Below are 13,719 nucleotides of genomic sequence, written 5' to 3' on the forward strand. Positions count from 1 at the left end.
ATCCGAAACTATTATTATTTGAATAATGAAGCACCCTCGATGTCATTCAGAGCTTACGCCTGATGGCTGAAGAATTATTATTACCATAATTGCTATATTGATATGAATAATATGAAGATTACAAGATTCCTTTCAACAACACCAAAAAGAGGCTATATTCTAAGCCCCTCTAGAAGAAAATCTTGATGTGGTCTAAATCGTTACCTTTTTTCTTTCCTGCCATCCAGATTTCACTATATACATTTTCTTATATACCATTGTACTCTGTAAATGCCGCATCAGCGACAGCTTAGCCATATTTGCAACCTAATCTAACAAATCAAGAACTTCGTTTTGAAATGGGAATTCTTTGTTACGTACTGTCTTTTTTAGCTTTTCTAATGCTTCAATGGCACTTTGTTTCATTTCAGCTGAATAGTTATATTTAGAGCTATTCAGCTCGAACTCATCTTCATCTACGACTTTCCAATTCTCATCATGCTTTTTTACATAATCCAAATCTAAATCTACGAAACTGATTTGGCTATTACCAATTATTGGTGGCAATGCAATATTACAATAATAGGTAATGATTTTTCTGTTTTCAATTTCGATTGAAACTGTATACCATTCCTTTTTAAAGAAAAAATCAAGCCAATGATTGTTTGTCGTGTATGCCTTATTTTTGGTGTGATGGTTAATTTGCGTTCCTGGTTTACAGTGAATGATTACATAATCGTCTGTTTGTTCTAGTAACTCCCCTTGCCACTCGTAGTGAGAGATATCTGGGTGTTTTAGTCCTTTTACATTTATTAATTTTTTCATTCTATCTCCGCTTCCACTAAAAACTATTACAATATTTTATCATACATCCGCATGCGGAGGGCAGATACTCAATAGCTGGCTGTCCTATTTACAATCCTCCGAATAAGTACATAAAACAGGGATACAGCCTTATGCAATAAGCCAACGAACCCCTCCCCGCGGCTCAATTTATCCTAAAGCCACATCAAGAATCATCATTAATACAAAGCCAATCATTAAGCTCATTGAGGCTAAGTCCTTATTACCCTTTTCTTGTGAGCTTGGTATTACTTCTTCCACTACAACAAAAATCATTGCTCCTGCCGCAAAACTTAATGCATAAGGCAGTATTGGCTCGATAAATGAAACAGCAAACGCACCAATCACGGCTGCAATCGGTTCGACCATCCCTGAAAATTGTCCGTAGAAAAAGCTTTTTCTACGAGACATGCCCTCACCTCTTAAAGGCATTGAAACCGCCACACCTTCAGGAAAGTTTTGGATACCGATTCCGAGGGCAAGTGTCAAAGCACCCGCTAAAGAAGCCTCTGTTCCCCCATTTGCAAGTGCACCGAACGCAATCCCGACAGCTAGTCCCTCTGGAATATTGTGGAGGGTGATAGCAAGAACCAACAGTGTACTTCTTTTTCTCTTTTTAGGATAGTATCCCTCTGCTTCACTAAGCGGAGTATTTGGATGAAGATGTGGAAGGACCTTATCAATTCCCCATAAAAAAATCCCGCCTAATAAAAATCCAAATGCGGCTGGAAACCAAGTTCCTATCGCATTGTCCTCTGACATTTCGATTGCAGGACCGAGTAATGACCAATAGCTGGCTGCAATCATTACACCTCCAGCAAATCCCAGCATACTATCTAACAATCTCTGGTTAATTGTTTTTGTTGCAAAAACAAGCGTCGCCCCAACGGCAGTCATTCCCCACGTAAATAAAGTAGCGATAAATGCTTGTGTTATTGGATTAAACTGTTGAAAAAAATGAATCATAAGATGTACTCCTTGTTATCGGCCAAAGTTAGCCTAGTTCTAAAATATTTACCATAGGAAACATTTTAGAACTAAACCAAATAATAGTCAATTATTTAATTTCATAATAGTGAATATTAATTTAATAATCTTTATTATGAACCATTTTTTACCAAAACTTGTTTAACTAATCCCAGATCAATTAATAACATTCTATTTAACAGAGACTCATTCCAAGATACTGTGAATGAATAAAAAAAAGACAGGAGTTTAATTTAAACTCTTGTCCCTTCACTAATAAATCACTCAACATTCGAACTCAATCTTCTTATTACAACGGACCAACGAACCCGTCCCCGTGGCTCTTTTTATAGAATGGTGTTTTTCATTTTGGCGTACATGGTCTTGACTGACTCATCAATTTCATCTCGGTTCATCCTCATGGCTTGTTCAGCACGTGCGTAGCCAATTTCGTTTTTCCCTGCTTCAAGGCCAGTAAATATGGCATCGGCAAATTCATCTACAGGGGTGCCAAAGGTATGCAGGCCAGCTCCGCCTAAATCGGTATTAACGGCCGGTGGCGCAATTTCTATCACCTCAATGGACGTTTCTTCAAGCTGATGCCGTAAGCTCATCGTAAAGGAATGCACCGCCGCTTTCGTTGCAGAATAAATCGGCGCAATCGCCATTGGGGTAAAGGCTAAACCGGATGATACGTTAAGGATCGCCGCATAGTCTTTCTGGGCAAAGTACGGCGCAAAAAGCATGCAAAAATGAAAGGGAGCCTCAATGTTGGAGGCTATTTCTTGACTGTAGTAGCTCCACTCATCCTTCGCCTTCGTTTTAAGAACATGGTAGCGCTGCTGAATGCCTGCGTTGTTAACAAGCACGTTCACATCAGGGTGCTCGCTCTTGACCCAGTCGAACAAGGCAATCCGATCCGCTTCTTTGGTGACATCACAAACACGTGTAATCAGTTCAGGATATTTTGCCTTTGCCAACTGGAGCTTTGCTTCACGTCTGCCGCAGACAATGACTGTATTGCCTCGTTGTATGAATCGCTCAGCAAACGCAAATCCGATTCCTGCTGCCCCGCCAGTAATTAGTACTGTATTGCCTGATCGTTTCATCAAATCACTCTTTCGTTGAACGTTATGTAATTCCTCGTGTATTTTTAATCGTTTAAAATTGTATCAGAGCCATGATTTTGCAATGCTCTTTCACTTTTGCTTCCAGTCCCTAATTTCCTACTCTAATCGGTTGCAGCACATCTTATCTTTTTCCTCTTAATTCCCAAATATTCTTCCCTTTTACTAGTTTATTCCTACTATACTGTTTGCCGTTCAATTAATTTCACATCTATCTCTTCGTGAGAATGGTTACTGTCTATGGCTTGAAGAAACAATTTTTCTCCTATTTCAACCAAAGGAATTTCAAGTGTTGTGATATGCATAATTTTTGCAATCGGTTGGTTATCGAATCCCATTATGGCAAGGTCATCAGGTATTAAGATGCTTTTTTCCTTGCAGTAGGTTATGATTCCTGCAGCCAAGATGTCACTGGTAACCAGCAGGGCTGTTGGCGGGTTGTCCATGCTGGTTAATTTTTGAACTACTTTTACCCCATCTTCAAATTTGAGACAGTCATAAAAAATATAGTCCTTGTCAAATGACAGGTTTACCTTATTCAAAAAATCTCTGTAAGCCTTCTCTCTTTGTTTACTATTGGTTCCTGATTTTCTTCCCAAGGAATAGCCAATTTTTTGATGTCCTTTATGATAAAGATACTCTAATGCATTGGAAAAGCATTTATAATGGTCAATGAATGTTGAAGAAACCTTTCGACCTCTCGCATCTTCGAAACAAATAATTGGACCGTATTCCACATATTCATCAATAACATCCCATCCGCAGCTTCTTGAACAGATAATAAGTGCATCGATTTGCTTATGCTGTAACATCTCTAACGCTTCAATTTCTCTGTTTTCTTCATAATTGGTTTGAAATAGAACCAACTTGTAATTGTTTTTCACAGCCTCTTTCGCAATCCCTTCAACAAGCAAGCCAAAGTATGGATGATTTGTATATGGAATCACAACCCCTATAAGGAAGGTTTTTCCTTTGCTCAGATGAACTGCATTTATATTTCGCTGATAATTAGATTCCTCCATCGCCCGTTGCACAGCTTCCTTTTTTTCCTTACTAACATATGGATGATTATTTAAGACGCGAGAAACGGTTGTAACGGATACTCCAGCTAATTTTGCAATATCTCTAATATTTGCCACAATTATAACTCCTTAAAAAACTTTTTCTTGCTATGATACGCGTTTCATCATTTACACTGATGTCGTAATCAATAAAGGAGGGTACTAAGATGTCCATACTAATAGGTATCATGTGCTTACTATTCTTATGCAGTTCTATTCTGATATTATCATCATTTCCTATCTCACAGTACAAAAGAAAGCATCCGATAAAAAAGAAAATTACTAACAATGATTATTACAATAATTTATTTGAAGTATACGATGAGTGAACCACGGGGACGGGTTCCTCGGTCCGAATCATAGACTTCTTTCGGAAATCCGTTAAAATTAGCCAGAGAACCCTTAGCTCTTCCCAGAATAAGGGACTTTCTGTAAGAACATACTATCAAAAACGAATTGTTTGGATTACTGCAAGGGAGAAATAGGGATGCCAGGATCTGTTGAAATCATCTTTCGAACCTTTACCGCTTTTATTTTATTGTGGATATTTGTCCAGCTGCTCGGTAAACAGACGATTTCCCAGAGGACCTATCATCTTTATATTGCATCCATTACGATGGGGACCATTGCAGGAAATCTAGCATTTAATATTAAAATTAAATTCATGTATTTCATGATTTCCATTATCATTATGGGTGCTGTCGTTTTTATGCTGAATCTTATTGCGGTTCGAAATCCACGTTTCGGGAAATGGATTACTGGAGAACCTGCTACTCTCATTCAAAAAGGACAAATTCTCGAAGAGGAAATGAATCGAATGGGGTACTCACTAGATTCGCTTAAACAAGCATTAAGAGGCAAAGATATCTTCAACATAGAAGAAGTGGAATGTGCCATTTTAGAGATAAATGGTTCCCTCTCTGTATTAAAAAAACCTCAATATCAAAATATCACCAAGCAGGATATACCTATACTGCCCTCAACAGGAACTATACCGATAGAGCTGATCTATGATGGGAAGATCTTATACGAAAACTTATCTAAACACACCTACAATGAAGATTGGTTACTGGCTGAACTTAAAAAAAGAAGCCTGGCAGTTTATGACATCTCCTATGCTGTCGTAGGGACGAAAGGAAATTTGTCCATTGATTTATTTGTGGATCAATGAAAATCATCATTCTTTGCGGTTTCAACAATTGCCAATGAACTAATTGAACAAGCATCAAATAGGCCACGTCTGTTTTTTCAGAGTGGCCTACACTATTATTTGGCTTTCCTTATTCATCATTTAGTTCCCTTTTCCCCATAAGTATGTCTATTTTAAGCATCTAGCACGATACCAACTAGCTGCGGCTTCGACCTCCTGGGCAGTTAATTGATGGCCTCGATTTTCCCAGTGAAGCTCAACATCTGCATTCGCTTTTTCTAATAACGATTGCAATTCTTCCGATTCCTGTGGCGGGCAGATCGGATCATTTGTCCCGGCTGCAATAAAAACAGACTTACCTGATAAATCAGGAAGATCGAGGCCTCTTCTCGGCACCATTGGATGATGAAGAATCGCAGCCTTCAAAGAATGTTGATAATGGAATAATAAACTGGCTGCAATATTTGCTCCATTTGAGTAGCCTATTGCAACCATGTTACCTCTGTCAAAACCATACTTCTCTGCTGCTTCATCCAGAAACTCGTTTAATTCTTTTGTTCGGAAAATGAGGTCCTCTTCATCAAAGACTCCTTCAGCTATTCTCCTGAAAAATCGAGGCATGCCATTTTCAACTACGTTTCCGCGGATACTTATGAAATTTGCCTCATCATCGATTTTTCCGGCAAGAGGCAGCAGGTCTAACTCATTGCCGCCGGTACCATGAAGCAATAATAACGTTGGTTTTGATGGATCTCCTTTTTGAAAAATATGTTTCATCTTCATTTGTCCCCTTCCAACACACGAACCTCAACAGAAGGTAAGGTATCCTCTAATTCTTCACGTTTTGACTCAAACCATGATGGCAGCATCAATTTTTGCCCTAATTCGTTCATTGGTTCATCTACCGCAAAGCCTGGTGAATCTGTCGCAATTTCGAAAAGGATCCCACCTTTTTCGTGGAAATAAAGGGCTTTGAAGTAATTACGATCAAGAATCTCTGTTGGATAATATCCTTTTTCTTGTAAAATCGTTCTCCATTGGAGATGCTCTTCCTCATCCTTTGCCCGCCAAGCAATATGATGAACCGTTCCAGCTCCCATTAGACCACGAACAGAGGGCGTTAGCTTTATATCAATGATATTTCCGAGCGTTGCTTCTGATTTAAAACGTAGAAAGCCCTCTTCTTGCCCAAGGCACTCTAACCCTAAAATAGTTTCGAGAACATCGGCCGTTTGATTTGGCTTTGCAGAAATTAAGGTCGCTCCACCGAAGCCCTTAATGGCAGTGTCTGGCTGGATGTCACCAAAGCTCCAATGATTGACGGGACCTTCCTTTCGTTCGACCAGTTCAATTTCAAGACCGTCCGGATCTTGGAGGGCCAAGTATTTTTCTCCAAAACGTTCAAACGAGAAAAACTTTATCCCGAATTTTTTTAAACGCTTCTCCCAAAATCGCATGGAACCAACCGGGATGATATAGCTCGTCACTCCAACCTGTCCTGTACCAATGCGTCCTTTTGATTGTTTTGGCCATGGAAAGAATGTGATGACCGTTCCTGGCTGCCCCGAATCATTTCCGAAATAGAGATGATACACTTCTGGGCGGTCAAAATTGATCGTCTTTTTTACAAGTCTTAACCCAAGTACCCCTGCATAAAAATCAATATTTCTTTGAGCATCGTTTACCATTGCAGTAATATGATGAATACCTGCTGTTTTTTGCATGATTCCCTCTCCATTTCATCAATAGGATTTAATGGCACTCAATCAAGTCCTCTTACTTTAAGAGGAAGTAACATACGTTCGATCTGACTTCTTTGTTGTTCATACTGCTCAGGCAGCATCAATTTTTCTCCCATTGTCTCTACGGATTCATCATGTGCAAATCCTGGTAGATCTGTTGCAATTTCAAAAAGAATTTCCCCATGCTCTCTAAAGTAAATAGCGTTAAAATAATTTCGGTCCTTTACAGGAGTAACACCATATCCATTCGCTTTCACATGCTTTTTCCAATCTAGTTGATCTTGGTCATCAATCGCCCGCCAGGCAATGTGGTGTACAGTCCCGACACCCATTTCTCCGCGTCCCATAGAAGTTAATTTAAGATCAATCACATTTCCGATATCTGCAGTAGAACGATAACGAGCGAAATCTCCCTCTTTACCGGCAAATTCAAGTCCCATAACACTCTCTAGCAATTCAGCCGTTTTGTTAGGTTGGGTCGATAATAAAGTAGCTCCGCCAAAGCCTTTTACGGCAACATCCGGAGTAACACCTCCAAACGTCCATGTATTAGCTCCTCCTTCTTCTCTTTCAACAATTTCTAAATGTAGTCCATGTGGATCATCAAACTCTAAATATTGCTCTCCAAAACGCTCCATTTTAGTGTACGAAACATTAAATTTTTCAAGTCGTTTTTCCCAAAACTCCAATGCACCTTTAGGAACAACATAGGATGTAACCCCTACCTGGCCGCCGCCAATCATCCCTTGTTGAGCTCCCGGCCATGGAAAGAATGTAATGATCGTTCCAGGCTTTCCTCCTTCATTCCCGAAATAAAGGTGATAGGTTTCGGGATCATCAAAATTGACTGTTTGCTTGACTAATCGCAAACCTAGTACACCAGCATAAAAATCCACATTTTCTTGAGGATGGCCCACAATGGCCGTGATATGGTGAATACCCATTGTTTTTTTACTCATTTCGTACACTCCTTTGCATTTGAAATTCAGCCATTTATACAAATTTAATAACTTATTTTGTTCCTAATAGAGATATAAAAATTTCATGCATTTTAATTTTAACTCAATTATCTTCAATTCGAGATATCCTAGAATAAAAATGCATCTAAAGCATATTGACCAGGTCCAATTAGAGCAACACCAATAGCCACTGCAAGTATTGTTAAGTTATATTCATAACCATTTGAAGTAGACCATAACCCGTTTGGACCATGTACTTTAACGATAGCCATTACCATTGTTCCAGCAATCAGAATGCCTGCAAGTGGAGTTACGAAACCTAAAGCAAACAATAGCCCACCAATAAGTTCCGCTAATCCTGCGAAAAGAGCCAGCGTTACTCCTGGTTTCATTCCGATGGATTCGAACCAGCCACCCGTTCCTTTTAATCCATAACCACCGAACCAACCAAACAATTTTTGAGCACCGTGACCTACGAATAGTAAACCAATCACCAACCGAATCATTAATAAACCAATATTTGTCATCTTAATTCCTCCTCGTAAATTATCTCGAATTCGAGATATTAGTTAAAAAAATAGGTTGCTTAGTTGCCTGTATAAATGTAGTATATTCATCTCCTTCGTATAATGCTTTTCCTTTTTAAAAAATCTTGAATTTAAATATCTTTAATTCGAGATAATAATAATACATATCATTTTGTTTGTCAATTATTTATTTTAGTTTTTTCCTTCCCTTACCCACTTTTTAAACTTTCACAGGATTGTACCTTTTCTTTTAATAAAAGATATACATTTATTTATATAATGGGATTAGTGTACAATTAGGACTATTGTCATAATAACCAAAAGAGGAGTATACATAAATGGAGTTTGTAGAATTAGCAAAACTTAGACGCTCAGCGATCAATTTTCAATCAGATGTGAAAATTTCTGAATCTGAATTACAAGAGATATTTGAAATTGTTAAAACCCACCCATCCTCCTATAACATTCAATCCACGCATTATTATGTTGTGACATCGGAGGAAAAGAAGGCATTGGTCAAAGAAGCTTCATTTGGACAGCATAAAACCCTTACGGCTTCCGCAACCATCATCGTATGTGGTGATACAGAGGGCTATAAGGAAGCTCCACGATTATACGAAGGAATGAAACTACTTGGAATACTAGACGAGTGTGCATATAATGAAACGATTGAAGCGATAAATAACCTATATAGTGACGATCTCACATTAAGAGAAGAGGATAATATCCGAAATGCCTGTCTTTCTGCTATGCTCTTTATGCTAGCCGCAAAGGATAAGGGCTGGGATACTTGCCCGATGCATGTAAAAAATGTTCCCATCATCAAAGAGATTTATCATATTCCAGAGAACCACCAGCCTGTATTAATGATTCCAATCGGCAAATCCGTCAAAGAGAAAATAAGACCAAGAGGATATAGAAAACCAGTTGGTGAGTTTGTTCATTTTGTAGATTAGTTACTTTGGGTAGAGTCCAACTTTAATTTTAAATCTATTAAAATGCTAAAATTGAATCTCGATAATAAAAAAGGAGAAAGTCTAAAATATAGACCTTTCTCCTTTTTCTATAAAACGATCATATTAGATACTGTTCATTAAGCCTTAACAGCTGATAAATTCTTTGCAGCAGCTGCTACTTTTTCTAACCCTTCAGCAATAATACGTTGAGCTTGATCTGGCATAGCATTATGACCTTCAATAATCACTTCATCAATGATTTCCATTCCGAATACTCCACCAAATACATTTTTCATATAGGTAGCTGCCATTTCCATTGGTGCTGCTTCAGGTGTGGAGTAGCTGCCTCCGCGTGCGCTTAGAATAACCGCTTTTTTATCTGTCATTAATTGGACAGCTTGGCCATTTTCGTCATATTTGAAGGCATACCCTGCTTCGTACACATAGTCAACAAATGTTTGTAACTTCGCAGGAATTGTTAGGTTCCATAATGGGAAAGCAAACACTACGACATCTGCTGCTGATAAAGCATCCTTCGCCTTTTGTTTAGCGGCTACAATACGTTGTTCAAGATCTGTTAATTCTTCACCAGCGCTCATTTTACCAAACGCATTAAATAAATCTTGGCCAAAGTATGGCATATCTTCAGCAAAAACATCAAACGTTGTAACGTTAACGCCCTCTAGATTTTCCATAAACGTTTCATACATTTTGCTTGATACAGCCTCTGATGCTGGACGGTTATTTGCTTTTACAACTAGTACATTCATTATAGTAAAATCTCCTTTTTATCTCGAATTGTGTTATGTTTATTTTATTTATCTTGAATTAAGAATATATTAAACTGAGATATTTGTCAACCAATAATTTAATAGAGCCACGGGGACGGGTCCCTCGGTCCGGATCTTGAATCAGCATACTTGCCGGAGCCACGGTACACGTCCCCTTGGCTCGTTTTTACTTACTACTTATTCTGCTTCACCAACAACGGTAAAGCGCTCATTGATATGCTGCGGATTTTCAATTTCGTCCACTACTGCAATCGCATAGTCTGCATAGCTAATATAGCTTTCGCCTTTTGAATTAACCAAAAGATTGTCTTTTCCAGACTGATATGAACCCGTTCTTTTTCCCTCCGCATCAAACACCGCAGAAGGGCTAATAAATGTCCAAGTAATATTCGTGGTTTCCTGTAATTCTTTTAAGTTACGTCCTTGGCCTGTAGCAGTCGGAATAACGATCTCTGGAAAATCAGGTGTTTCCATTACCGTAACGGTTTTGCTTTCGTCCACATAAAGGCTGCCAGCTCCACCTACAACAATGGCTCTTGTATTGGTTCCTTTTAGTGCCTCAATTAATGCGTGTCCGGCATCAACATGTGCTTGCTCTTCACCAAGTGGCGCACCGAAAGCGTTAACCACTACATCAAACGGTTTCACATCATCCGATGTAAGGTCAAATATATTTTTCTCCATTACAGCAACGCTTTTATCATCAAGCTTTGAAGCATCTCTTACAATAGCTGTCACTTCATGTCCACGACTTACTGCTTCTTTTAAAATAAGACTTCCTGCTTTACCACTTGCGCCAATAATTGCAATCTTCATTTTTAAATCCCCCTATGAATGTAATTTGTAACTAACTTGATTACCTGTAATCATAATAGTTACACTTAAGACATTTGTCAACACCTTTAATATTCTGCCCATTTCGTTAGAAAGTATAGTAGTAAGTATACTTGTAATTAGATAAATTACAGGCGTATGATGGTGATACATTTAGTTATGAAAGGTGATTATTATGTCCATTAGCAGCAGATGTTCTGTAGGCATTCATATATTAGCTCTAATTGAATTAAATAAAAATGGAACCAGTACTTCAGAGTATATTGCAGGAAGTGTAAATACAAACCCTGCAGTCATACGAAAAATTATGGGGATGCTCAAACATGCAGGATTAGTAAACGTTCGACCTGGCGTTGCTGGAGCAGAGCTCGCAAGGGAATTATCTGAAATAACACTATTTGATGTTTATAAAGCAGTGAATGTTGTACAGGAAAAAGAGCTATTTACGGTTCATGATCATCCCAATCCTGAATGTCCTGTAGGCAGAAACATCCAGCATACCATTGAACCATTATTCACAGCAGCCCAATTGGCCATGGAGAAGGTTTTAAACAGTGTTACTTTAGAGGATGTTGTGAAGGATATTGCTGCAAAAGAGAATACCTGTTAAAAGAGCCACGGAACCCGCGGCTCTTTTTTTTGGATCAGCCTTTTTATGAACCACGGTACCCGTACCCGTGATCTACCAGTGTTCTATTCCTCCATAAAAAGACGTGCGTAGTATTCCGTTTCTTCATCTAATTTGTTGTCTTTTCTCAAGTTTTCTATAGCATCTTTTCGGTCATCTGCAATCACTTGAAAACTTCCTGATAGATTTGGTGTTTTTCCTTTGTTTTTATCCATCTATTCACTCCTATATTTCGTCTTATTTATAGTAGTGTTAACATTCGCGTTTAAATATGCGTTTAAATTAAAACATTATTCGAAGAAAGCCGCGGGGACGGGTCACGCGGTTCTTTCTGTAGATAAGCCTTTTTAAGAACCACGGTACCCGTCCACATAGCCCGTCTCACTGGATGTCTATTCACTTGGTCTGAAAAATAAACGGAAAAATTCTGCTTAAATCAGGAAATACACCTATTTCCTTAAAAATAAAGGAGGTTTTTCCGTTTATATGATCCAAATCCTTGGATTTTGACTTATTTAGGGCAGCTAATCGGAAATTCTCCGCTTATATCTGCTTTTTTTGCCCTCCGTTTTGCATTAGCCGGAATTGCTCCGCCTACACGAGAATCAACAATTAAAAACACCATTCAATATCCTGCGGTCTGCCAAAATAAGCTTCAATCTGTCTTCCGATACGTGCACAGCATAAGCATGTTCCTCGCCGAACTGGGAGAGATAGTGGACCTCAATTCCCTCATCGCCCACGAGAACTATTATGGCTCTGGCCAACGAACCTATCCCCGTGAACGGAACTCCTGCTTCACTTATATTTTTCTTAATAACTGTAAAAGCTATAAATACTGAAGGGATGAAAAAATCGATTGATAATAGGATTCAAATCCTTTTATTTTCTTCTTGGGCATCTTTTATTTCATTCCTAAACGAACAGTTCATAGTAAACTTATAAACAAATCGGCGGTGTTTCCTTGGACATTTTTCGCAAAACCAAAACCAACAGTTTAACTGCTGCTGAATTGTCCGCTCTTTGGCTTCAATATATGGGCGATAGTATGGCAGTATGTGTCTACAAATATTTTCTAAGTATTGTTGAAAGCAAAGACATTAAGCCTATTTTAGAATCCTCCTTACAGTTAGCGGAAAGCCATCTAGAAAAAATTACGGAATTTTTAAAAAGTGCCAATTACCAAATCCCAATAGGATTTACGGAGAATGATGTGAATGTTCATGCACCACGCCTATTTTCCGATCAATTTTTACTTTTTTACTCCTATATTATGACTATACACGGGTTAACCGCTTATAGTTTAGCTATCGCAAACACAGAGCGGGAAGACATTCAAAATTATTTTTTTGAATGTACGGTATCATCTAGGGAATTGTTTGCAAAAGTACTACAATTGGCTAAAAATCAGCCTAAATATACTAGTGTCCCCTCCATTCCTTCACCACATGGGGCGGAGTTTGTGGAATCACCAGGATTCATTTCAAATTTAATTGGGGACAAAAGACCACTATATAGTTCGGAAATCAGCACTTTGTTCTTTAATTCAACGAAAACCGGATTTATCAGCTCGTTAAGTTTAGCTTTTAGTCAGGTAGCCGTTCGTGAAGACGTTCGTAATTTTATGTTAAAAAATTTTAAATTAGCCGGGAAAGATGCTGACAGCTTTGATGCAATTTTACAACAGGATGATTTGCCAATCCCTGAAAAATGGGATGATGAGATTACCGATTCTACTGTAAGCCCGTTTTCTGACAAATTGATCATGTTTCATGCAGGATTTTTAGTAAATGCGGCTCTTACTTACTACGGTGCATCATTAGGCTCAAACTTCCGATCGGATATACTGCTCAACTATTCTAAAGTATTTACCCACGCTATGGAGGCTGGTGCTATATCTTACAACATTATGGTTAAACACGGATGGTTTGAAAAACAACCAGATTCCGATTAAAAAAACTCTGGCGCATGGATACAAACAAATGTGACGGCAAATGGTGTGTTGTATGATGGTACATGGAATATCGAGAAATTAGAGGGGATAAATCAATAAAAACTCAGATGTTTGAAGAGCATAACTATGCTCTTTTTTGTTGCTTTCTAGCAATACCCTCACCAAAGGTCAACAAAAATAAAAACGTGAATCCGTATATGAA

The 13,719-nt window shown here is 38.5% G+C and carries 15 protein-coding genes; 4 read left to right on the top strand and 11 right to left on the bottom strand.

Annotated elements, in window-relative coordinates; translation table 11 throughout:
• Positions 1-306: 306 nt before the first annotated feature.
• From ACHUFV_RS16880 to ACHUFV_RS16895, 4 genes are all read right to left on the bottom strand, one after another.
• Positions 307-804 carry a DUF402 domain-containing protein gene (locus tag ACHUFV_RS16880; RefSeq protein ID WP_394236168.1) on the bottom strand — a complete coding sequence of 166 codons (498 nt, stop codon included), beginning with the start codon at positions 802-804 and terminating at the stop codon, positions 307-309.
• Positions 805-972: 168 nt separating this feature from the next.
• Entirely contained in the window at positions 973-1,788 is an 816-nt protein-coding gene (locus ACHUFV_RS16885) for a ZIP family metal transporter (RefSeq protein ID WP_394236170.1), read from the bottom strand.
• A 347-nt stretch (positions 1,789-2,135) separates the two neighbouring features.
• Positions 2,136-2,897: an SDR family oxidoreductase gene (locus ACHUFV_RS16890; protein WP_394236172.1), complete on the bottom strand. Its 762-nt coding sequence runs from the start codon at positions 2,895-2,897 to the stop codon at positions 2,136-2,138.
• Between the two features lie 197 nt (positions 2,898-3,094).
• Positions 3,095-4,054, bottom strand: coding sequence for a LacI family DNA-binding transcriptional regulator (locus tag ACHUFV_RS16895; protein WP_394236173.1), 960 nt, complete (start codon positions 4,052-4,054; stop codon positions 3,095-3,097).
• A gap of 409 nt (positions 4,055-4,463) precedes the next feature.
• Between ACHUFV_RS16895 and ACHUFV_RS16900 the strand changes: the two genes are divergently transcribed.
• On the top strand, positions 4,464-5,147 hold the full coding sequence (locus ACHUFV_RS16900; protein WP_394236175.1) for a DUF421 domain-containing protein: 684 nt from the start codon (positions 4,464-4,466) through the stop codon (positions 5,145-5,147).
• A 147-nt stretch (positions 5,148-5,294) separates the two neighbouring features.
• Here ACHUFV_RS16900 and ACHUFV_RS16905 read toward each other — a convergent pair whose 3' ends face one another.
• The 4 genes from ACHUFV_RS16905 to ACHUFV_RS16920 form a co-directional block, all read right to left on the bottom strand.
• On the bottom strand, positions 5,295-5,903 hold the full coding sequence (locus ACHUFV_RS16905) for an alpha/beta hydrolase (protein ID WP_394236177.1): 609 nt from the start codon (positions 5,901-5,903) through the stop codon (positions 5,295-5,297).
• A 2-nt stretch (positions 5,904-5,905) separates the two neighbouring features.
• Entirely contained in the window at positions 5,906-6,850 is a 945-nt protein-coding gene (locus tag ACHUFV_RS16910) for a ring-cleaving dioxygenase (RefSeq protein ID WP_394236178.1), read from the bottom strand.
• Between the two features lie 38 nt (positions 6,851-6,888).
• Positions 6,889-7,827 carry a ring-cleaving dioxygenase gene (locus ACHUFV_RS16915; RefSeq protein ID WP_394236180.1) on the bottom strand — a complete coding sequence of 313 codons (939 nt, stop codon included), beginning with the start codon at positions 7,825-7,827 and terminating at the stop codon, positions 6,889-6,891.
• 128 nt (positions 7,828-7,955) lie between these two features.
• Entirely contained in the window at positions 7,956-8,354 is a 399-nt protein-coding gene (locus tag ACHUFV_RS16920) for a DoxX family protein (RefSeq protein ID WP_394236182.1), read from the bottom strand.
• 338 nt (positions 8,355-8,692) lie between these two features.
• Between ACHUFV_RS16920 and ACHUFV_RS16925 the strand changes: the two genes are divergently transcribed.
• Positions 8,693-9,310 (top strand): nitroreductase family protein, encoded by a 618-nt coding sequence (locus tag ACHUFV_RS16925; RefSeq protein ID WP_394236184.1) that lies wholly within the window; start codon positions 8,693-8,695, stop codon positions 9,308-9,310.
• Between the two features lie 137 nt (positions 9,311-9,447).
• Here the strand turns inward: ACHUFV_RS16925 and ACHUFV_RS16930 are convergent, their stop codons facing one another.
• Both ACHUFV_RS16930 and ACHUFV_RS16935 read right to left on the bottom strand, forming a co-directional pair.
• Positions 9,448-10,080: an FMN-dependent NADH-azoreductase gene (locus ACHUFV_RS16930; protein ID WP_394236186.1), complete on the bottom strand. Its 633-nt coding sequence runs from the start codon at positions 10,078-10,080 to the stop codon at positions 9,448-9,450.
• Between the two features lie 198 nt (positions 10,081-10,278).
• Entirely contained in the window at positions 10,279-10,917 is a 639-nt protein-coding gene (locus ACHUFV_RS16935; protein WP_394236188.1) for an NAD(P)-dependent oxidoreductase, read from the bottom strand.
• 193 nt (positions 10,918-11,110) lie between these two features.
• On the opposite strand from ACHUFV_RS16935, the gene ACHUFV_RS16940 reads away from it, so the two are divergent.
• On the top strand, positions 11,111-11,545 hold the full coding sequence (locus tag ACHUFV_RS16940) for an Rrf2 family transcriptional regulator (RefSeq protein ID WP_394236190.1): 435 nt from the start codon (positions 11,111-11,113) through the stop codon (positions 11,543-11,545).
• A gap of 83 nt (positions 11,546-11,628) precedes the next feature.
• On the opposite strand, the gene ACHUFV_RS16945 is transcribed toward ACHUFV_RS16940, so the two are convergent.
• The gene (locus ACHUFV_RS16945) at positions 11,629-11,778 is read right to left on the bottom strand and encodes a hypothetical protein (protein WP_394236192.1); all 150 of its coding nucleotides are present in this window, start codon (positions 11,776-11,778) and stop codon (positions 11,629-11,631) included.
• A gap of 749 nt (positions 11,779-12,527) precedes the next feature.
• Between ACHUFV_RS16945 and ACHUFV_RS16950 the strand changes: the two genes are divergently transcribed.
• Complete coding sequence (locus ACHUFV_RS16950; protein WP_394236194.1) at positions 12,528-13,517, top strand: DUF3231 family protein; 990 nt, start codon at positions 12,528-12,530, stop codon at positions 13,515-13,517.
• The last annotated feature ends 202 nt before the right edge of the window (positions 13,518-13,719 follow it).

The sequence above is a fragment of the Niallia oryzisoli genome (assembly GCF_043641075.1).
Classification (GTDB): domain Bacteria; phylum Bacillota; class Bacilli; order Bacillales; family Cytobacillaceae; genus Bacillus_BD; species Bacillus_BD oryzisoli_A.

Bases quoted from the DNA above. Each gene is read 5' to 3' on its own strand.
- ACHUFV_RS16880 (WP_394236168.1), bottom strand. From the start codon at position 804: ATGAAAAAATTAATAAATGTAAAAGGACTAAAACACCCAGATATCTCT.
- ACHUFV_RS16885 (WP_394236170.1), bottom strand. From the start codon at position 1,788: ATGATTCATTTTTTTCAACAGTTTAATCCAATAACACAAGCATTTATC.
- ACHUFV_RS16890 (WP_394236172.1), bottom strand. From the start codon at position 2,897: ATGAAACGATCAGGCAATACAGTACTAATTACTGGCGGGGCAGCAGGA.
- ACHUFV_RS16900 (WP_394236175.1), top strand. From the start codon at position 4,464: ATGCCAGGATCTGTTGAAATCATCTTTCGAACCTTTACCGCTTTTATT.
- ACHUFV_RS16905 (WP_394236177.1), bottom strand. From the start codon at position 5,903: ATGAAACATATTTTTCAAAAAGGAGATCCATCAAAACCAACGTTATTA.
- ACHUFV_RS16910 (WP_394236178.1), bottom strand. From the start codon at position 6,850: ATGCAAAAAACAGCAGGTATTCATCATATTACTGCAATGGTAAACGAT.
- ACHUFV_RS16915 (WP_394236180.1), bottom strand. From the start codon at position 7,827: ATGAGTAAAAAAACAATGGGTATTCACCATATCACGGCCATTGTGGGC.
- ACHUFV_RS16920 (WP_394236182.1), bottom strand. From the start codon at position 8,354: ATGACAAATATTGGTTTATTAATGATTCGGTTGGTGATTGGTTTACTA.
- ACHUFV_RS16925 (WP_394236184.1), top strand. From the start codon at position 8,693: ATGGAGTTTGTAGAATTAGCAAAACTTAGACGCTCAGCGATCAATTTT.
- ACHUFV_RS16930 (WP_394236186.1), bottom strand. From the start codon at position 10,080: ATGAATGTACTAGTTGTAAAAGCAAATAACCGTCCAGCATCAGAGGCT.
- ACHUFV_RS16935 (WP_394236188.1), bottom strand. From the start codon at position 10,917: ATGAAGATTGCAATTATTGGCGCAAGTGGTAAAGCAGGAAGTCTTATT.
- ACHUFV_RS16940 (WP_394236190.1), top strand. From the start codon at position 11,111: ATGTCCATTAGCAGCAGATGTTCTGTAGGCATTCATATATTAGCTCTA.
- ACHUFV_RS16945 (WP_394236192.1), bottom strand. From the start codon at position 11,778: ATGGATAAAAACAAAGGAAAAACACCAAATCTATCAGGAAGTTTTCAA.